Origin of the sequence: Paraburkholderia sp. CNPSo 3281, from assembly GCF_024206515.1 — a bacterium.
Classification (GTDB): Bacteria; Pseudomonadota; Gammaproteobacteria; order Burkholderiales; family Burkholderiaceae; genus Paraburkholderia; species Paraburkholderia nodosa.
Genome location: NZ_JAMBPS010000029.1, coordinates 19507 through 38055 on the forward strand (window position 1 = coordinate 19507; position 18549 = coordinate 38055).

24 protein-coding genes are annotated in these 18549 nt (G+C 65.1%); all 24 read right to left on the reverse strand.

What is annotated here, in order from left to right; translation table 11 throughout:
* Positions 1–15 precede the first annotated feature (15 nt).
* Positions 16–798: a twin-arginine translocase subunit TatC gene (gene tatC / locus M3I56_RS24800; RefSeq protein WP_254356206.1), complete on the reverse strand. Its 783-nt coding sequence runs from the start codon at positions 796–798 to the stop codon at positions 16–18.
* A gap of 45 nt (positions 799–843) precedes the next feature.
* On the reverse strand, positions 844–1401 hold the full coding sequence (gene tatB / locus M3I56_RS24805; RefSeq protein ID WP_254356207.1) for a Sec-independent protein translocase protein TatB: 558 nt from the start codon (positions 1399–1401) through the stop codon (positions 844–846).
* Between the two features lie 107 nt (positions 1402–1508).
* Positions 1509–1751, reverse strand: a complete 243-nt coding sequence (gene tatA / locus M3I56_RS24810) for a Sec-independent protein translocase subunit TatA (RefSeq protein ID WP_254356208.1) — start codon at positions 1749–1751, stop codon at positions 1509–1511.
* A 160-nt stretch (positions 1752–1911) separates the two neighbouring features.
* Positions 1912–2280 carry a histidine triad nucleotide-binding protein gene (locus M3I56_RS24815; RefSeq protein ID WP_028206580.1) on the reverse strand — a complete coding sequence of 123 codons (369 nt, stop codon included), beginning with the start codon at positions 2278–2280 and terminating at the stop codon, positions 1912–1914.
* 41 nt (positions 2281–2321) lie between these two features.
* Positions 2322–2714 carry a membrane protein gene (locus M3I56_RS24820; RefSeq protein WP_028206579.1) on the reverse strand — a complete coding sequence of 131 codons (393 nt, stop codon included), beginning with the start codon at positions 2712–2714 and terminating at the stop codon, positions 2322–2324.
* Positions 2715–2813: 99 nt separating this feature from the next.
* Positions 2814–3182 carry a phosphoribosyl-ATP diphosphatase gene (locus M3I56_RS24825; RefSeq protein ID WP_028206578.1) on the reverse strand — a complete coding sequence of 123 codons (369 nt, stop codon included), beginning with the start codon at positions 3180–3182 and terminating at the stop codon, positions 2814–2816.
* Entirely contained in the window at positions 3179–3616 is a 438-nt protein-coding gene (gene hisI, locus M3I56_RS24830) for a phosphoribosyl-AMP cyclohydrolase (protein ID WP_254356209.1), read from the reverse strand. Before hisI ends, M3I56_RS24825 begins: the two co-directional genes overlap by 4 nt.
* Before the next feature lie 4 nt (positions 3617–3620).
* Entirely contained in the window at positions 3621–4394 is a 774-nt protein-coding gene (gene hisF / locus M3I56_RS24835) for an imidazole glycerol phosphate synthase subunit HisF (RefSeq protein ID WP_254336986.1), read from the reverse strand.
* Positions 4395–4617: 223 nt separating this feature from the next.
* Positions 4618–5370 (reverse strand): 1-(5-phosphoribosyl)-5-[(5-phosphoribosylamino)methylideneamino]imidazole-4-carboxamide isomerase, encoded by a 753-nt coding sequence (hisA, locus tag M3I56_RS24840; RefSeq protein ID WP_254356210.1) that lies wholly within the window; start codon positions 5368–5370, stop codon positions 4618–4620.
* Between the two features lie 174 nt (positions 5371–5544).
* Positions 5545–6186: an imidazole glycerol phosphate synthase subunit HisH gene (gene hisH, locus M3I56_RS24845; RefSeq protein WP_254356211.1), complete on the reverse strand. Its 642-nt coding sequence runs from the start codon at positions 6184–6186 to the stop codon at positions 5545–5547.
* A gap of 256 nt (positions 6187–6442) precedes the next feature.
* Positions 6443–7030: an imidazoleglycerol-phosphate dehydratase HisB gene (gene hisB, locus M3I56_RS24850; RefSeq protein ID WP_028206573.1), complete on the reverse strand. Its 588-nt coding sequence runs from the start codon at positions 7028–7030 to the stop codon at positions 6443–6445.
* A 54-nt stretch (positions 7031–7084) separates the two neighbouring features.
* Positions 7085–8161 carry a histidinol-phosphate transaminase gene (hisC, locus tag M3I56_RS24855; protein WP_254356212.1) on the reverse strand — a complete coding sequence of 359 codons (1077 nt, stop codon included), beginning with the start codon at positions 8159–8161 and terminating at the stop codon, positions 7085–7087.
* Between the two features lie 211 nt (positions 8162–8372).
* On the reverse strand, positions 8373–9692 hold the full coding sequence (gene hisD / locus M3I56_RS24860; RefSeq protein WP_254356213.1) for a histidinol dehydrogenase: 1320 nt from the start codon (positions 9690–9692) through the stop codon (positions 8373–8375).
* A 97-nt stretch (positions 9693–9789) separates the two neighbouring features.
* Positions 9790–10488, reverse strand: coding sequence for an ATP phosphoribosyltransferase (hisG, locus tag M3I56_RS24865; RefSeq protein ID WP_254356214.1), 699 nt, complete (start codon positions 10486–10488; stop codon positions 9790–9792).
* Positions 10485–11747 carry a UDP-N-acetylglucosamine 1-carboxyvinyltransferase gene (murA, locus tag M3I56_RS24870; RefSeq protein WP_133186226.1) on the reverse strand — a complete coding sequence of 421 codons (1263 nt, stop codon included), beginning with the start codon at positions 11745–11747 and terminating at the stop codon, positions 10485–10487. The genes hisG and murA overlap by 4 nt, the downstream gene beginning before the upstream one ends.
* Before the next feature lie 108 nt (positions 11748–11855).
* A complete protein-coding gene (locus M3I56_RS24875) occupies positions 11856–12095 on the reverse strand; it encodes a BolA family protein (RefSeq protein ID WP_028206568.1) in 240 nt (79 codons plus the stop codon).
* Positions 12096–12110: 15 nt separating this feature from the next.
* Positions 12111–12866, reverse strand: coding sequence for an ABC transporter permease (locus M3I56_RS24880; RefSeq protein ID WP_042269663.1), 756 nt, complete (start codon positions 12864–12866; stop codon positions 12111–12113).
* Positions 12863–13789 carry an ABC transporter ATP-binding protein gene (locus tag M3I56_RS24885; protein ID WP_254356215.1) on the reverse strand — a complete coding sequence of 309 codons (927 nt, stop codon included), beginning with the start codon at positions 13787–13789 and terminating at the stop codon, positions 12863–12865. Before M3I56_RS24885 ends, M3I56_RS24880 begins: the two co-directional genes overlap by 4 nt.
* A gap of 277 nt (positions 13790–14066) precedes the next feature.
* Complete coding sequence (locus tag M3I56_RS24890) at positions 14067–14339, reverse strand: lipid asymmetry maintenance protein MlaB (RefSeq protein WP_028206565.1); 273 nt, start codon at positions 14337–14339, stop codon at positions 14067–14069.
* Positions 14336–14968 (reverse strand): phospholipid-binding protein MlaC, encoded by a 633-nt coding sequence (locus M3I56_RS24895; protein ID WP_254356216.1) that lies wholly within the window; start codon positions 14966–14968, stop codon positions 14336–14338. Before M3I56_RS24895 ends, M3I56_RS24890 begins: the two co-directional genes overlap by 4 nt.
* Positions 14969–15146: 178 nt before the next feature.
* Positions 15147–16133 (reverse strand): VacJ family lipoprotein, encoded by a 987-nt coding sequence (locus tag M3I56_RS24900; RefSeq protein ID WP_254356217.1) that lies wholly within the window; start codon positions 16131–16133, stop codon positions 15147–15149.
* 14 nt (positions 16134–16147) lie between these two features.
* Positions 16148–16723 (reverse strand): outer membrane lipid asymmetry maintenance protein MlaD, encoded by a 576-nt coding sequence (mlaD, locus tag M3I56_RS24905; RefSeq protein WP_254356218.1) that lies wholly within the window; start codon positions 16721–16723, stop codon positions 16148–16150.
* 73 nt (positions 16724–16796) lie between these two features.
* Positions 16797–17573 (reverse strand): lipid asymmetry maintenance ABC transporter permease subunit MlaE, encoded by a 777-nt coding sequence (gene mlaE / locus M3I56_RS24910; protein ID WP_254356219.1) that lies wholly within the window; start codon positions 17571–17573, stop codon positions 16797–16799.
* Positions 17570–18391: an ABC transporter ATP-binding protein gene (locus tag M3I56_RS24915; protein ID WP_254356220.1), complete on the reverse strand. Its 822-nt coding sequence runs from the start codon at positions 18389–18391 to the stop codon at positions 17570–17572. Before M3I56_RS24915 ends, mlaE begins: the two co-directional genes overlap by 4 nt.
* Positions 18392–18549 lie beyond the last annotated feature (158 nt).

Genomic DNA, 18549 nt, shown 5'->3' on the forward strand with positions numbered 1-18549 from the left:
GCTAAGCCAGCGGGGCTAGCTCGCCGCCTGACTCTCGTCCGCGGGCTTCTTCTCGCCAGTGCCGACGAAGATACGCGCCGCGATAATGCCCAGCTCGTACAGGATGATGAGTGGCAGCGCGAGAATGAGCTGCGAGAACACGTCCGGCGGCGTTACCACTGCCGCGACGATGAACGCGCCAACGATCACGTAGGGCCGGACCTGCTTGAGCTTCTTCACGGTGACCACGCCCATGCGCACGAGCAACACGACGATGATCGGCACCTCGAAGGTCACACCGAACGCGATGAACATGGTGAGCACGAAGCTCAGGTAATTGTTGATATCGGTCGTCATCTCCGCGCCGAGGGGCGCGTTGTAGTGCGCCATCACGCGGAAGATGGTCGGGAACACCACGAAATACGCGAACGCCATGCCGCACAGGAAGAGCGTGTAGCTACTCGCCACGAGCGGCACGACGAGCTTCTTTTCGTGCTGGTATAGGCCGGGGGCGACGAACGCCCAGATCTGGTAGAGCACGACCGGCAGTGCGATCACGAAGGCCACGAGCATCGTGACCTTCATGGGCACGAAGAACGAGCCGGTCACGTCGGTGACGATCATCTTGCCGTCGCGCGGCAGGTTCTGCATGAGCGGACGCGCAAGCAGCCGGAATATGTCGGGCGCCCAGTAGACGAGCCCGACGAACACGACGATCACGGCAACGCCTGCGCGAATGATGCGGTCGCGCAGTTCGACGAGATGGGAAATGAAGGTCTCTTCGGAGCCTTCTTCCAGTTTTTGCTGGGGGTCGCTCACACCGGCCCTCGGTTGGAAATGGTCGTGCGCAAAGGCGGATCCGCGTCAGAAGAACCGCGTGGGCCGGCGCAGGCTCGCCGGGGTATGCTGCGCCACGCGCGCAGCGCCCGATTGCACCCGCGTGCGGCGCAGCGTGGCGCGTTTGTACCAGGCCGGCGCGGCGCTTTGCTTCACACGCCAGTTCTTGCGCTTCGCACCGCTCGCGCCTGCGTTGCCGGAGCGCCATCCTGATTGCGTGGCGACGCCGTCCAACACGTTGGCGGCGCCTTCCACGCTGGCAGGATCCGCGCCGCCTGCGATGCTCGGCGACACCGACGTGCCCGCGTTCCACGCGTCGTTCAACTCGCTTTCATGCTTGCGCAGATTGTCCTGAACGTTCTTCTCGACGTTCTGCGCCGCCGCCTCGAACTCGGTCTTCATGCGGCGCAACTCGTCGAGTTCGATCTCGCGCGTGACTTCCGCCTTGACGTCGTTGATATAGCGCTGCGCGCGCCCGAACAGCGCGCCGGCCGTGCGTGCGACCCGCGGCAGCCGCTCCGGCCCGAGAACGACCAGCGCGACCACGCCGATCAGCGCCATCTTGGTTAAACCGAGATCGAGCATGAATGGAGTTTTCCGTCAGCCTTGGCTGCCTTAATGGAAACAAGCGGGAAACAAGCGAGAAACAAGCGGAAAAACCAGTGGCGGCAAAAAATCAGCCGCCACACGTTTTAGCGGTAGTCGTTCGAGCGCTGCGTCTTGTCCTTGGCTTCGACGTCGACCGCACCGCCGTCGGCCGGGAGTTCGCGCTTTTGCGCGTCCGCACCGGCGCCTTCGTTCTCGCGCATGCCTTCCTTGAAACCCTTCACCGCACCGCCCAGATCGCTACCGATATTGCGCAGTTTCTTGGTGCCGAAGACGAGCGCAACGATCAACAAGACGATCAGCCAGTGCCAAATGCTCAACGAACCCATGATTGACTCTCTCCTTAACCCCGCCGCCGCGCGAACTGCGCAACGCGATAAATTGTGCCTGTTCGATGTTGCATGGACGTGGCGTGCGACCCTTTAGCGCGACGCTTCAGTGAGACCCACGCCATCCGTCATTTATACCGACTTTCAGCGCCGCCGGCACTCAGCCCATGCGGTGCCACGGACGCGGCCCAGCGAGCAAATGCGCGTGCAGATGGTAGACCTCCTGCCCGCCGCCCGGCCCCGTATTCACCACCGTCCGAAACCCGGTTTCGCCGCCCGTGTACGAGACGCCCAATTCCCTTGCGAGCCGCGCGACCAATACAAACATTCTACCAAGCAGCGGTGCGTCGTTTTCACCGCAATCGGCGAGGGTGGAAATATGCTGGCGCGGAATCACGAGGACGTGTGTCTCGGCTGCAGGCCGGATGTCGCGGAAGGCGACGAACTCGTCGTCCTCGTACACCCGTGTGCTGGGAATATGGCCGTCGGCAATCTTGCAGAAGAGACAGGTGCTGCGGTCGTGACTCATGGTGCTCCTGGTGAGCAAAGCCGCACGCGCCCCCGGAGCCTTCAGAACCAGGCGCGCGGGTTGTGCAGCGGCTTGTTGTCGTACAAGTACAGCCAGCCTTTGATGATACGGTACAACGTCCAGATTGCGACAGCCCACAAAATTGGAATGCCGACCAGCACGAAGATGAGCACGCCGCCGATCAGATGGCCGGCCAGACCGAGCCAGAACGTGCGGATTTGCCACGTGAAGTGCTGCTCATAGGGCGTGCCGAGCGCTTCGTCGCGTTTGAGGTAATTCAGGATGATCGCCACCAGCACCGAAATGCCGCCGGTCAGCCAGTACACCGCATAGAGCGCGTACAGCACATGCGTGAAAGTACGCAGGCTGCGCAAACGGTCCGCGTCAACGCCGTTGCGGTACGAAGGGGGCGGATAGTCGCCGGACGTGGACATGTTGTTCATCTCCTGTCGATCCGGACTTAGGGCTTTAGCCCTTACTCCGGTTCCATGCAAAGCCATCGTTCTGTTAGTGGGTGCGCTGCACGGCAACCTTCACTCGCCGCTCTCTTCGCGCTCGCGGCTCTTGCGCAGCGCCTTTTCCTCGAGACCCGAAAGGCCTTCGCGACGTTCCAGTTCCGCGAGCACGTCGGCGGGACTCAGATCAAAGTGCGAGAGCGTAACGAGGCAGTGGAACCACAGGTCGGCCATCTCGCCGACCAGCGCCTTCGGTGCGCCGCCCTGACGCACGTCTTTCGCGGCCAGCACGACTTCGGTCGCCTCTTCGCCGACCTTCTTGAGCACCGCGTCGTCGCCCTTGTGAAACAGGCGCGCGACGTAGGAGGCGTCCGGATCGCCGCCCTTGCGGCTGTCGATCACCGCCGCGAGGCGCAGCAGGGTGTCGTTGGTGTTCAGTTGCGTCATTTGTAGATGTGTTCGGGGTCTTTCAGCACCGGGTCGACGGCGACCCAGCGGCCTTCGTCGACGGTGCCTTCGAATTGCTGGAAAAAGCACGAGTGGCGGCCCGTGTGGCACGCAATGCCCGAGACCTGCTCGATCTTGAGCAGGACGACGTCTTCGTCGCAGTCGAGGCGGATGTCGCTCACGTGCTGCACGTGGCCCGACTCCTCGCCCTTGAACCACAGGCGCTGGCGCGAGCGCGAGAAGTACACCGCACGGCGCAGCTCGACCGTCTTGGCGAGCGCTTCGCGGTTCATCCACGCGAACATCAGGACGTCGCCCGTGGCGGCTTCCTGCGCGATCACGGGCACGAGGCCGTTGGCGTCCCAGTTGACCTTGTCGAGCCAGTTGGCATTGGCAAGGTCGTTATCGGATTTGCCGGTTTGAGTGTTGCTCATCGCGTTACATCCTCACCGAAATGCCCTGGTCGGCCATGAAGCGCTTCGCCTCGCCCACCGTGTGCTCGCCATAGTGGAAGATGCTCGCCGCCAGCACGGCGTCGGCATGGCCCTTGACGATGCCGTCCGCGAGATCCTGCAGGCCGCCCACGCCGCCCGAGGCGATCACGGGAATCGGCACCGCGTCGGACACCGCGCACGTGAGCGCGAGGTCGAAGCCGCTCTTCGTGCCGTCGCGGTCCATGCTCGTGAGCAGGATTTCGCCCGCGCCCAGCTCGGCCATCTTGCGCGCCCATTCCACGGCGTCGATGCCCGTGGCCTTGCGCCCGCCGTGCGTAAACACTTCCCAGCGCGCGGGTTCGCCCGGCGCCGATGTCCGCTTCGCGTCGATGGCGACGACGATGCATTGCGAGCCGTATTTGTCGGCGGAATCGCGCACGAGCTGCGGATTGGCGACCGCCGACGAGTTCATGCTGACCTTGTCGGCACCGGCGTTGAGCAGGCGCCGCACGTCCGCCACGGCGCGCACGCCGCCGCCCACGGTGAGCGGAATAAAGACCTGCGAAGCCACCGCCTCGATGATCGGCAGGATCAGGTCGCGCTGGTCGGAGGTCGCGGTGATGTCGAGGAACGTGAGTTCGTCGGCGCCCTGGTCGTCGTAGCGGCGTGCGATTTCGACGGGGTCGCCCGCGTCGCGCAGTTCGACGAAATTGACGCCCTTGACGACGCGCCCGGCGGTCACGTCGAGGCAGGGGATAATGCGTTTGGGTAGAGCCATGATCTTGCCGAAGTTGCCAGTCGGTGTGTGTGCGGCGAGCACCTTTCGCGAGAAGGCTGCCGGGCCCGGTTCGGGCGTGGCGCGCAGCCCATTGTCGCGCGCTTTGCGCCTTGCCTTGCGCCTCGAGGCGAAATTATCCCGCGCGAGCGCCAGTCCCCATGGAGATGGCGGCGCAGCGCCAAAAACAAAAGGCCTCCAGTGACGGAGGCCGGCATACGACGCTTTACGCGTCGTCCGATTCGCGCAGGCTGTCTGCGCGCGTTTGCGCGGCGTTGAAATCGAGGTCGCCCGAGTAGATCGCGCGGCCGCAGATCACGCCTTCCACGCCTTCGTCCTCGACCTCGCACAGTGCGTCGATATCGGCGAGGTTGGAAAGACCGCCGCTCGCGATGATCGGAATCTTCACCGCGCGCGCGAGGCGCACCGTCGCTTCGATGTTGATGCCCTGAAGCATGCCGTCCCGGCCGATGTCGGTGTAGATGATCGACTCGGCGCCGTAGTCCTCGAACTTGCGCGCGAGGTCCACGACTTCGTGGCCCGTGAGCTTGCTCCAGCCGTCCGTCGCAACTTTGCCGTCTTTCGCGTCGAGGCCGACGATGATATGGCCCCCGAATGCGGTGCATGCTTCCTGGAGGAAGCCCGGATTCTTCACGGCGGCGGTGCCGATGATCACATACGACAGGCCGTCGTCGAGATAACGCTCGATGGTGTCGAGGTCGCGGATGCCGCCGCCAAGCTGCACGGGGATCTCGTCGCCGACTGCGCGGATGATCTCGCGAATCGCGTCTTCGTTCTTCGGCTTGCCGGCGAACGCGCCGTTGAGGTCGACCAGGTGCAGGCGCCGCGCGCCGCGCTCGACCCAGTGTCGGGCCATAGCCGCCGGTTCCTCGGAGAAAATCGTCGCCTGGTCCATATCGCCTTGTTTGAGGCGCACGCAGTGACCGTCTTTGAGATCGATGGCCGGAATCAGCAGCATAGCTTCGGGTGTGTCTGGGAATGAGGTTGAAGTCTGCAGCGCCGGCGGAAAAAAGGCCCGATCCGACGCCGTTTCGCTAGTTTAGTACAACTCTTTCGGCGGCCTTGCCCACGCAAATCGAATGCCGCTGCGCTCGTGCGCAAAGGCGGCTGCGAGCGTCAGCGCCGCAGGAAATCAGGGGTTCCAGTGGACGAAGTTGCGATAGACGCGCAAGCCTGCAGCGGCGCTCTTTTCCGGGTGGAATTGGGTGGCGAAGATGTTATCCCGCGCCACTGCCGAGGTAAAGGCCGCGCCGTACGGCGTTTCGCCCACGGTGTGCGCCGCATCCGCCGGAACCACATAGTAGCTGTGCACGAAGTAGAAGAAGCTTTCGTCGGGCACACCGTCCCACAGGGCGTGCGCGCGCGCCTGGCGCACGCGGTTCCAGCCCATTTGCGGGACCTTGAAGCGCGAGCCGTCATCCTGCAACTGGCCTTGCAGATCGAAGCGCACGACCTTGCCGGGCAGCAGGCCCAAGCCCTTCGTGTCGCCTTCCGCGCTCCAGTCGAACAGCATTTGCTCGCCCACGCACACGCCCATGAGCGGCTTCGTGCGCGAGGCTTCGAGCACGGCATCCTGCAGGCCCGACTCGGCGAGGCTGCGCATGCAGTCGGGCATCGCGCCCTGCCCCGGCAGCACCACGCGGTCGGCAGCACGGATCGCCTCGGGACGCTCGACGATGGCCACGTCGGCTTCCGGCGCGGCCTGCCTCAGCGCCTGGGCCACCGAACGCAGGTTGCCCATTCCATAATCAACAATCGCAATTGAAGTTTTCATCTCGAATCCGGCCTGCTCAAAAGGCCTTGCCCCTGGCTGTGTGGGCGCATGTGCGCCGCGATGTGCCCTGATCTGCCTTCGAAGCCGTCAATGTACGCCAGTCGGCGCGTGCAAGCCCATAAGCCGAACGGCTAATGTGGCGCGCATGCCGCATGTGGGCGACGGCCCCGGCGCGCCGGGGCCGAAGTCCTGCTCAGGCACGCCCCGGCACAGTGCGCGCAGCGCGGCCCGCCTCCCGGTCGGTGAAAGGCGTCGCTTAGAGGCTGCCCTTCGTCGACGGAATCTTGCCCGCCTGACGTTCGTCCAGTTCGGCGGCCTGGCGCAGCGCGCGGCCGAATGCCTTGAACACGGTTTCCATCTGATGGTGCGCGTTGAGGCCGCGCAGATTGTCGATGTGCAGCGTCACGCCGGCGTGGTTCACGAAGCCGCGGAAGAACTCGATCGACAGGTCGACGTCGAACGTGCCGATGCGCGCGCGCGTGAACGGCACGTGGAATTCGAGGCCCGGACGGCCCGAGAAGTCGATCACGACGCGCGAGAGCGCTTCGTCGAGCGGCACATAGGCGTGGCCGTAACGGCGAATGCCCTTCTTGTCGCCAATGGCCTGCGCCACCGCCTGGCCGAGCGTGATGCCGACGTCTTCCACCGTATGGTGGTCGTCGATATGCGTGTCGCCATGCGCCTCGATGTCCAGATCGATCAGACCGTGTCGTGCGATCTGGTCGAGCATGTGGTCGAGAAACGGCACGCCGGTCGCGAGCTTTTGCTCGCCGGTGCCGTCCAGATTGAGTTTCACGCGGATTTGCGTTTCGCTGGTGTTGCGAACGACTTGCGCGACGCGCATGGCAATTTCCTTCAAACAGCCCGTAACAGGAGAGTGGGAGAACGAAGCTTCGACTTAACGGAGCACGAGCTTCAGGGCAGCGAGCAATTGCGCGTTTTCGTCGGGGGTGCCAACGGTCAGGCGCACACAGTTCGCAAGCAATGGGTGCATTTTACCCACGTTTTTGATCAGAATCCGGGCAGACAGCAGCGTGTCAAAAACCGCCGCCGCGTCGGGCACGCGCACGAGCAGGAAATTGCCCGCGCTTTCGAACACCTGGGCGCCCGGCAGCTTCGCCACTTCGCCGGCCAGCGTCGCACGTTGCGCGCGCAGCTGCGCGGCCTGCGCATCGAGCACATCGATATGGTCGAGCAGCAGATCCGCCGCCGCCTGCGTGAGCACGTTCACGTTGTAGGGCGGGCGCACCTTGTCGAATTCGTTGAGCCACGACGCACGCCCGGCCAGATAGCCGAGGCGGATGCCCGCGAGCCCGAGCTTCGACATCGTGCGCATCACGACGACGTTGTCGAACTCGCCCGCGCGCGGCATCCAGCTTTGCATCGCGAACGGCTGGTAAGCCTCGTCGATCACCACGAGGCTCTTCGCCTCTTCAGCCGCCGCGATCACGCGCTCGATGTCGGCGTCGTCGAACAGCGTGCCCGTGGGGTTGTTCGGGTATGCCAGCCAGATCACGGCGGGCGTGTGCTGAGCGATCGCCGCGAGCGTCGCTTCGAGGTCGAGCGTGAAGTCGCTCTTGAGCGGCACACCGACGAACTCCAGCTGCGCAAACTTCGCCGACATCGCGTACATGACGAAGCCCGGCACCGGCGCGAGCACCTTCGCGCCCGGCTTCGCGCACGCCATGGTGATCATGCTGATGATCTCGTCCGAGCCGTTGCCGAGCAGCACGTCGCAGTCGGCCGGCACGCGCATCGTCTGCTTGAGCTTCGCGATCAGCGCCTCGGGGCGCGGCGCGGGATAGCGGTTGAGCGCGACCGCCGCGAGGCGTTCGCCCAATTGCGCGGCAAGGTCGGCGGGCAGGGCAAACGGGTTCTCCATGGCGTCGAGCTTCACGAAACCGGAAGCGTCGGGCACGGGGTAACTCGTCATCGCGAGCACGTCGCGACGGATGATGTCTTGTGGTGTCGTCATGTCGAAAGGCGGCTCGCGAAAAGCGGGGCCGCCGGCACGGGCAGCTCGGCGAGCCGGCTGCCCTGGTTATCGTCGTGGTCTCTGCTGCGTGCGGGTCAAACTGAAGGTCTAACTGCTGCGCCCCGCGCACTCGCGGGGCTTGCCGCCGCACAGCGTCTCCATGCTGCGCGACGGCTCACTCAACCGGTCTCTGCGAGTCGCGAGGCGTGCCTTATACCTGCTTCATGCGGAATTCGGCGCTGCGCGCGTGGGCTTGCAGGCCTTCGCCGTAGGCCAGCTCGGCTGCGATCTCGCCGAGCGTTTGCGCGCCTTCCGCGCTCACCTCGATGAGGCTCGAGCGCTTGATGAAATCATAGACGCCAAGCGGCGACGAGAAACGTGCGGTACGAGACGTAGGAAGCACGTGATTCGGCCCCGCGCAGTAGTCGCCGAGGCTTTCGCTCGTGTAGCGGCCAAGGAAGATCGCGCCCGCGTGGCGGATTTCGGCGCCCCACTTCTGCGGCTCCAGCGCCGAGATTTCGAGGTGCTCCGGCGCGATCTCGTTGGCGATGGCGCAGGCCTCGGCCATGTCGCGCACCTTCACGAGCGCGCCGCGGTTCGTGAGGGACGTGGCGATGACTTCGGCGCGCGGCATCGCGGGCAGCAACTCGTCGATGGCGTCTTCCACGCGCTTGATGAAGCCCGGGTCCGGGCACAGCAAGATGGACTGCGCGAGCTCGTCGTGCTCGGCCTGCGAGAACAGGTCCATGGCCACCCAGCGCGGATCGGTCGTGCCGTCGCAGATCACGAGGATTTCCGAGGGGCCCGCGATCATGTCGATGCCGACCGTGCCGAACACGCGGCGTTTGGCCGAAGCGACATAGGCATTGCCCGGTCCGCAAATCTTGTCGACGGCCGGGATCGTATTCGTGCCGTACGCGAGCGCCGCCACGGCCTGCGCACCGCCGATCGTGAACACGCGATCGACGCCGCCGAGCAGCGCCGCCGCCAGCACGAGCGGGTTCTTCACGCCATCGGGCGTGGGCACGACCATGATGATTTCGCGCACACCCGCGACCCGCGCGGGAATGGCGTTCATCAGCACGGACGACGGGTACGCGGCCTTGCCGCCGGGCACATAGAGGCCCACGCGGTCGAGCGGTGTGACCTTTTGGCCGAGCACCGTGCCGTCGGATTCAGTGTATTGCCAGCTATGCGAGCCGCACTCGATGCGCTGCTTCTCGTGGTAGCCGCGCACGCGGGCCGCCGCCGCTTCGAGCGCCGCGCGCTGCTTGGGCTCGAGGCTTTCCAGCGCCGCTTCGAGTTCGCTGAACGGCAGTTCGAGCGCCGCGACGCTCGGGGCGGCAAGGCGATCGAAGCGGTTCGTGTAGTCGAGCACGGCGGCGTCGCCGCGCGCCTTCACGTCGGCGAGAATCTGCGCGACGGAGCGCTCGATGGCCTCGTCCTCGCTCGCCTCGAAGGCGAGCACCGCGTGCAGCGCCTTCTTGAAGCCTTCGGCGCTGGAATCGAGTTTGCGCATCGTGATAGCCATGCTGGTATCCATCCGTTACGTTGTGCGCGCGGCGCCTTTTGAGACGCACTGCGCGCGAGGCGGCGCGTGATTGCGCCTGCCCTTCGCTTCTACTCTGTCAGCTCGCCTGCGCGCCGCGGGACGCGCGTTCGAACGCGTCGATGATGGGCCGCAGCGCGGCGCGCTTGAGCTTGAGCGCTGCCTGATTCACAACGAGGCGCGACGAGATCTCCATGATCTCCTCGACCTCGACCAGATTGTTCGCACGCAGCGTGCCGCCCGTGCTGACGAGGTCGACGATCGCGTCGGCGAGGCCGACGAGCGGTGCGAGCTCCATCGAGCCGTACAGCTTGATGAGGTCGACGTGCACGCCCTTGGCTGCGAAGTGCTGGCGCGCGGCTTCCGTGTACTTGGTCGCCACGCGCAGGCGCGCGCCCTGGCGCACCGCATTCGCGTAATCAAAGCCGCCCTTCACGGCCACCGAAAGACGGCAGCGCGCGATGTCGAGATCGATCGGCTGATACAGGCCGCCGCCGCCGTGCTCGATAAGCACGTCCTTGCCCGCCACGCCGAAGTCGGCCGCGCCGTACTCCACGTAGGTGGGCACGTCGGTCGCGCGCACGATGATCACGCGCAGGTTCGGGTCGGTGGTCGGCAGGATGAGCTTGCGCGAGGTTTCCGGGTCTTCGGTCACATGCACGCCAGCCGCGGCGAGCAGCGGCATCGTCTCCTCGAAGATGCGGCCCTTCGAGAGCGCGAGCGTGAGCGGCGCGCTGGCCGCGGCCGCCGGCGTGGGCCTGGACTCGACCGTGCTCATTGCGCGCTCCCCTTGATCCGCTTCACGTTCGCGCCGATCTTCGTGAGCTTCTCTTCCATGCGGTCGTAGCCGCGGTCGAGGTGATAGATGCGATCGATCAGCGTTTCGCCGTCCGCGCACAGGCCCGCGATCACGAGGCTCGCCGAGGCGCGCAGGTCGGTTGCCATCACCTTCGCGCCCGAGAGCTTCTCGACACCGGCGACGAGCGCCGTCTTGCCGTCGATCGTGATGTGCGCGCCCAGGCGATTCAGTTCCTGCACGTGCATGAAGCGGTTTTCGAAGATGTTTTCGACCACTTGCGAGGTGCCGTCCGCGATCGTGTTGAGCGCCATGAACTGCGCCTGCATGTCGGTCGGGAACGCCGGGTATTCGGAGGTGCGCACGTTCACGGCGCGCGCGCGCTCGTGCATGCGCACGCGCATCCAGTCGTCGCCCTCTTCGATCGTCACGCCCGCTTCGCGCAGTTTGTCGGTGACGGCGTCGAGGATGTGCGGACGCACGTGGCGCAGCGTGACGTCGCCGCCCGCGGCCGCGACTGCGCACAGGAACGTGCCCGCTTCGATACGGTCCGGAATGACGGTGTGGTGCGCGCCGTGGAGCTTGTCCACGCCCTGGATCACGAGGCGGTCGGTGCCGATGCCTTCGATCTTCGCGCCCATCGCCACGAGCAGGTGCGCGAGGTCGCCCACTTCGGGCTCGCGCGCGGCGTTCTCGATCACCGTCTCGCCCTCGGCGAGCACGGCGGCCATCAGCAGGTTTTCCGTGCCGGTGACCGTGATCATGTCGGTGACGATGCGCGCGCCTTTCAGGCGCTTCGCGCGCGCCTCGATGAAGCCGTGCTCGATGTTGATCTCGGCGCCCATCGCCTGCAGGCCCTTGATGTGCTGATCCACGGGGCGCGCGCCGATCGCGCAGCCGCCCGGCAGCGACACCTTCGCCTCGCCAAAGCGCGCGACGAGCGGCCCGAGCACGAGGATCGACGCGCGCATGGTCTTCACGAGCTCATACGGCGCGACGAGATTGTTCACCTTCGAGGCGTCGAGCTGCACGCGCGCGCCGTGCTGCTCGGTACGCACGCCCATCTGGCCAAGCAGCTTGAGCGTGGTGCGCACGTCCTGGAGGTCGGGCACGTTGTCGAGATGAACGGGTTCCGCGCTCAGAAGGCCTGCGCAGAGAATGGGCAGCGCCGCATTCTTTGCACCGGAAACAGCCACTTCCCCTGCGAGCTTCTGCCCGCCGACGATGACGAGTTTATCCATGCCTGAGGTTTCCTGATCGGTGCGGCCGGCTTGCGGGGTCGCTTGATGTTGAGCTGCGCCGCTCGCGGCGGCGTCTTTGTCCTGGGTAATTCGCACTGAGATTCCAGATTATGCGTTCTGCCATTCGGCGGGCGTGAGCGTCTTCATGCTGAGCGCGTGGATTTCCTCGCGCATGCGGTCGCCGAGCGCCGCGTAGACGAGCTGATGGCGCTGGATCAAGCGCTTGCCGTCGAATGCTGAGGAGACGATGGTCGCGAAGAAGTGCTGGCCATCGCCTTCGACTTCGAGGTGCTCGCACGCGAGCCCTGCCGAGATGTACTGCTTGATCTGTTCCGGAGTCGGCAACATGAGTATGGCTCCTGCTTAGTGACGCAGCTTGTACCCGCTCGCGAGCAAACGCATGGCGAGCGTGGCCAGCGCCACGAAAAACACGAAAACGATCGACAGGCTCACGAGCGGGTTGATGTCGGACAGGCCGAAGAACCCGAAGCGGAAACCATCGATCATGTAGAAGAACGGATTGAGCCGCGACACTTCGCGCCACAGGGGCGGCAGCGTATGCGTCGAATAAAACACGCCCGAAAGGAACGTGAGCGGCATGATGAGAAAGTTCTGAAACGCCGCGAGCTGGTCGAACTTCTCCGCCCAGATCCCGGCGATCAGGCCGAGCGTACCGAGGATCGCCGAGCCGAGCACCGCGAAAGCGAGGATGTAGAACGGCGCGGCGAAGCTCATCGGAATGAACCAGATCGTCACGACGAACACGCCCGCGCCAACGGCGAGGCCGCGCACGATCGAGGCGAGCACATAGGCACCAAACATCTCCCATGCAGCGAGCGGCGGCAAGAGCACGAATACGAGATTGCCAGTGATCTTCGACTGGATCAACGACGACGAGCTGTTGGCAAAGGCGTTCTGCAGCACGCTCATCATCACGAGGCCGGGAATCAGGAAGCTCGTGTACTCCACGCCCGGATACACCTCGACGTGGCCGCGCAGCGCATGGCCGAAGATCGTGAGATAGAGCAGCGCGGTAATGACGGGCGCGAGCACGGTCTGGAAAGCGACCTTCCAGAACCGCAGCACTTCCTTGTAGAACAGCGTACGGAAACCGCTCATGCGAGACCCTCGACCACTTCAGGACCGTTCATCACCTGCACGAAGACATCCTCCAGATCGGCCTTGCGCACTTCCACTTCTTCGAGCTTGCAGCCGTTCGCGCGGCACTTGGCCAGAATACGCTCCACGTCATCGTAGCTCGCGAGGCGCAGCAGATGCTGGTGTGCGCTGGCGCCCGCCGGATCGACTTCGAGCGCGCGCAGATCGCTCGGCAGCACGCCTTCCGAGAAGCGCAGGAACAGCTGCGTGCCGGCGAAGCGCTGCAGCAGCGCACTCGTGCGCTCGAGCGCGACCATCTCGCCGCGCCGGAGCATGGCGATGCGGTCGCATAACTGCTCGGCTTCTTCGAGATAGTGCGTGGTGAGCACGATGGTGTGCCCTTCGCGGTTCAGGCGCGCGATGAACTTCCAGAGCGTCTGGCGCAGTTCCACGTCCACGCCGGCGGTGGGTTCGTCGAGCACGATCACGGGCGGCCGGTGCACGAGCGCCTGCGCCACGAGCACGCGGCGCTTCATGCCGCCGGACAGCGCGCGCATGTTCACGTCGGCTTTCTCGGTGAGATCGAGATTGGCCATGACTTCGTCGATCCACGCGTCGTTGTTGCGCAGACCGAAGTAGCCGGACTGGATGCGCAGTGTCTCGCGCACGGTAAAGAACGGATCGAACACCAGTTCCTGCGGCACGACGCCCAGGCTGCGGCGGGCGTTGCGGTAGTCGGCGACGACATCGTGGCCGCGGACGGCGATCGAGCCCTCGTCCGCGCGCGCGAGTCCGGCAAGAATGCTGATGAGCGTCGTCTTGCCCGCGCCGTTCGGGCCGAGCAGCCCGAAGAACTCGCCGTCTTCGACCGTGAAGCTGACGCCCTTGAGCGCCTGAAGCGACTGGTAGCGCTTCTTGACGTTGCGGATTTCTATGGCTGGCATGACTAATACGCCGCCCGTTTGCGAACGGTGCGGCTCAAGAGTGCATCAATGCTGCGGGGAAGACCGGAATTGGGGACGGCTTACGAGGCCGGCTTTGCTGTCTCAGTGCACGCTTATTACATACCAAGCGGTGCTTTTTGCGCCGAGGCAGCGCCCAAAAAACGGTTGATTATAGGCCAAGTCGGAAAGCGCGGCCTGGCCCTGGAGGGGAATGGCGTCGGCCCGGCAGTGCGGCGTTACACCGCTCGAACGCTAGCGTCCGGCCAGGCGACGCGGGTCAATGTCGCTCGTTGAGAAGCGAATCGACGCCGTAGGCGCGCGCGAGAGAGGCGAGCGCGGGGGGCATGTTGAGCACGGCGAGGGAAGCGCCGCGCTCACGCGCGGCACGCTGCCAGGCGATCAGCACGGCGAGAGCCGATGAATCGAACTGGGTGAGCGCCGCGCAGTCCACGGCGGTTGCGCCCGCCGAGATCTGCGCGTACCCGGCCGAAAGCGCTGCTTTTGCGCTCTCGTGGGTCAGGTTGGCGCCGGTAGCGAAACGCTCGCTCACGAGGTCGCCTTGCCCGATGCGAGTTGCTGGTTACGCTGCGTGAGGAACTGGATCAGGCCGTCCACGCCGCCTTGCTGGATCTTTTCCTGGAACTGCTGCTGGTACGCCTGGATGAGCCACGCGCCGAGCACGTTGATGTCATACACGCGCCAGCCTTGCGGCGTCTTGTAGAGGCGATAGTCGAGCTCGATCGGCTGGCCGCCGTTCATGACCGTCGAACGGACCACGACGTCGGTGTCGTCCGGGTTCGCGCGGAACGGCTTGTACTGGATCTGCTGGTCGCGCACCTGGGCGAGCGCGCCCGAGTACGTACGGATGAGCAGCGTCTTGAACTGCTCGATGACCTGTTGCTGCTGCTCCGGCGTGGCCGTGCGCCAGTTGCGGCCCATCGCGAGCTGCGTGGTGCGGCGGAAGTCGGTGTACGGCAGGATCTTTTCGTTCACGAGCAGCGTGATTTTGCTGATGTCGCCGGACTGGATGGTCTTGTCACCCTTGATCTGGCTCATGACCTGCTGCGTGACCGTCTGAACCATTGCGTCGGGATTGCTGGTGTCTACCGTCTGGGCGAACGCACCGCCGGCAAACGAAAGAAACATGGCGAAAAACGGGTACAGAAAGAATTTTTTCATATCGAGTCCTGCTAGTAGGGGGACATCGCCCCGTTGGAGCCAACGATATCACGCGAGATCTATCTCGCTATGTCAAAAACTGCCAGCAAAGTGCGACAAGCGTTTCTGCTTGTTACGTCAGACGTATATGTCAGACGAACGCTCCGGCGAGGCGTCGCGCCACGCCGGAGCGCAGCGCTCAGTGCAGACGCAGCATGCTCGGGAAGCCGATGCGCGCGGGCGGGATCATCTGGTCGCCCGGCACCGTGGTTTCCGACGCGCCCACGGGCGCCGCGGCGCCAGCCGGGCCTTCCAGCGTGGCCGGGGCGGTGGTTGCGCCGTTGGGGTTGGCGGGCACCATGCTGGCCGCAGTCGGCGCGGCCGCAGGCGCAGTGCCCGAAGCAGGGACCGCCGCACCGGCCGCCGCGCCCTCGTCGGTGTCGTCGTACTTCGGCAGCGGCGCGCCATCGCCGTAATCCGGCAGGTTGCTGTCAGACGACGCGCGGCCGTCCGAAAGCAGATAGCGGCGGCGCTGCAGATAGGCGTTGCGGATGAACGAGTACTTGTCGATCGCCGCGCCTTCGAGCAGGTCGCTCGCGCCAAGCAGGTTGGCGCGCGTGCTCACCACGTTCAGGCCGTAAAGGCCCCACGACAGCGCGGCCGGATCCACATAGGTGAGCGGGTTGATGAAGTAGTTGGGCACGAGGCCGACGCCGTCACGCACCGTGCTCGGACCGAACAGCGGCAGCACGAGGTACGGGCCGGGCGGCACGCCATAGTGACCAAGCGTGAGACCGAAGTCCTGGTTGTGCTTGGGCAGCTTCGCGAGCGTCGCGACGTCGAACAGGCCACCGAGGCCGAAGACCGTGTTGATCACGATCCGCATGATGTCCTCGACACCATCGGTGATCTTCAGCTGCAGGAAGTTGTTCGCGGCGTTGTACACGTCGCCGATGTTCGCGAAGAAGTTCGTTACGCTGTCGCGCACGGGCTGCGGCGTCACCTTCACGTAGCCCTGCGCCACCGGCTTGAGCGCGTACGTGTCAACCTTGTCGTTGAACGTGTACACCGTGCGGTTGAACCCTTCCCATGGATCTTCCTTCGACGGCGTCTGCACCGTCGAACAGCCCCCGAGTGCAAGCGCTGCGACGCCAATCGTAATGGCGCGCATGCGTATGGTCGTCATTCTTTTTCTCCTTCTTATTGGGCCGCCGAAGCCGCCGGTGCCGCCGAAGCAGCCGGGGCCGGGGCCGGAGCCGGTACAGGTGCGGCAGCAGGCGCCGCGTCCGTGCTCGCGCCGCTGGACGGCTTCGCGGCGCCCGAATCGGCCGCCTTGCTATAGAGGAACTGGCCGATCAGGTTCTCGAGCACGATGGCCGACTGCGTCATCGAAATGGTGTCGCCGGCCTTGAGCATCTCCGAATCGCCGCCCGGCTCGAGGCCGATGTACTGCTCGCCGAGCAGGCCCGACGTCAGGATCTTCGCCGACGTGTCCTTCGGAAACTGGTACTGCTGGTCGAGGTTGATCGTCACCAGCGCCTGATAGGTGTTGGAGTCGAAGCCGATCGACGCCACCCGGCCCACGGTCACGCCCGCGCTCTTCACCGGCGCGCGCGGCTTGAGGCCGCCAATATTGTCGAACTTGAGCTTCACCGGGTAGGTGGACTGGAACGACAGCGAACTCATGTTGCCGGCCTTCAGCGCAAGAAACAGCAGCGCGATAAAGCCCAGCACCACAAACAGACCGACCCAGAAGTCGAGAGCATTCTTTTTCATCGTCATCCCAATGAGAATCCATTGCGGCGTCGCTCCTGTGCGCGCCGCGCGGCCGGGTCGCTGCCCGGCGTCTTTAGCTGAACATCAGCGCGGTGAGCAGGAAGTCGAGGCCGAGCACCGCGAGCGACGCGTACACGACCGTTTTGGTGGTCGCGCGCGACACGCCCTCGGGCGTGGGCTTCGCCTCATAGCCCTGATAGAGCGCGGTGAACGTCACGGCGAAGCCGAACACGATGCTCTTCACCACGCCGTTGCCCACATCGGTCCAGACGTCCACGCCGCCCTGCATTTGCGACCAGAACGCGCCGGCGTCCACGCCGATCAGCAGCACGCCCACCACGTAGCCGCCCAGAATGCCGACTGCGCTGAAAATAGCCGCGAGGATCGGCATGGCGATCACGCCTGCCCACATGCGCGGCGCGACCACCACGCGCACGGGGTCCACCGCCATCATCTCCATGGCCGTGAGTTGCTCGCCCGCCTTCATGAGGCCGATCTCGGCCGTGAGCGAGGTGCCCGCGCGGCCCGCAAACAGCAGCGCGGTGACGACGGGCCCGAGCTCGCGCACGAGCGAGAGCGCGACCAGCAGCCCGAGCGCCTGCTCGGAGCCGTAGCGGTTGAGCGTGTAATAGCCCTGCAGCCCGAGCACGAAGCCCACGAACAGGCCCGACACGGCAATGATCAAGAGCGAATAATTACCGACGAAGTGGATCTGCTTCGTGACAAGACGCGGCCGGCGCAGCAACGGGAAGAATTCGAGGACGAGGCGCACGAAAAAGCGCGTGGCATGCCCCGCGCGCGCGATCGTTTCGAGCACGGTGCGCCCGATCGAGCTGATGGCGCCGATCATGAGCGGCCTCCGCCAATGCCGAAGTCCGCTTCGAGCGGCAGGTTCGACGGGTAATGGAACCGGAACGGGCCGTCCGGCGCGCCGTCGATGAACTGGCGCACGATCGGGTCGGTCGAGGCGCGCAGCTCGGCGGGCGTGCCCTGCGCCTGCACCCGGCCGTTCGCCATGAAATACACGTAGTCGGCGATCGCGAACGACTCGGGCACGTCGTGGCTGACGAGGATCGAAGTTGCGCCGAGTGCGTCGTTGAGCGTGCGGATGAGGTTCGCGGTAATGCCGAGCGAAATCGGGTCGAGACCCGCGAACGGCTCGTCATACATCATCAGTTCGGGGTCGAGCGCGATGGCGCGCGCGAGCGCCACGCGCCGCGCCATGCCGCCGGAAATTTCCGAAGGCGCGAGGTCGCGCGCGCCACGCAGGCCGACGGCGTTGAGCTTCATGAGCACGAGGTCGCGGATCAGCTCTTCGGGCAGGTCGGTGTGCTCGCGCAGGGCGAAGGCGACGTTCTCGAACACCGACATGTCGGTGAAGAGCGCGCCGAACTGGAAGAGCATGCCCATCTTGCGGCGCAGGGCGTAGAGGCCGTCGCGCGATTGCGCGCCGACGTCCTGGCCGCCGAACAGCACCTGGCCGCGCTGGGCGCGAACGAGGCCGCCGATCAGACGCAGCACTGTTGTTTTTCCGCCACCGGAACCGCCCATGACTGCCACCACCCGACCGCGCGGGAAGCGCATGTTCAGGCCGGACAGGACGAGCCGGTCGCCGTAGCCGAAGTCGACGTCGCGCAGCTCCAGTAGGGTCTCAGAGGTTGAGGGCACGTGGCTGACAGTCCATTTACACGAAGGCGGGATTATAGGGCCATCGTGGAAAACCTGCCGTGACGCCCCTAGTCCCGCCGATGTAAGCCGCAATCGCCCGCTGTTGCGGGTTGCGGCCCCCTCGGCCTCGGGTCGCGCACGCGGCGCAGCCCGAAGCC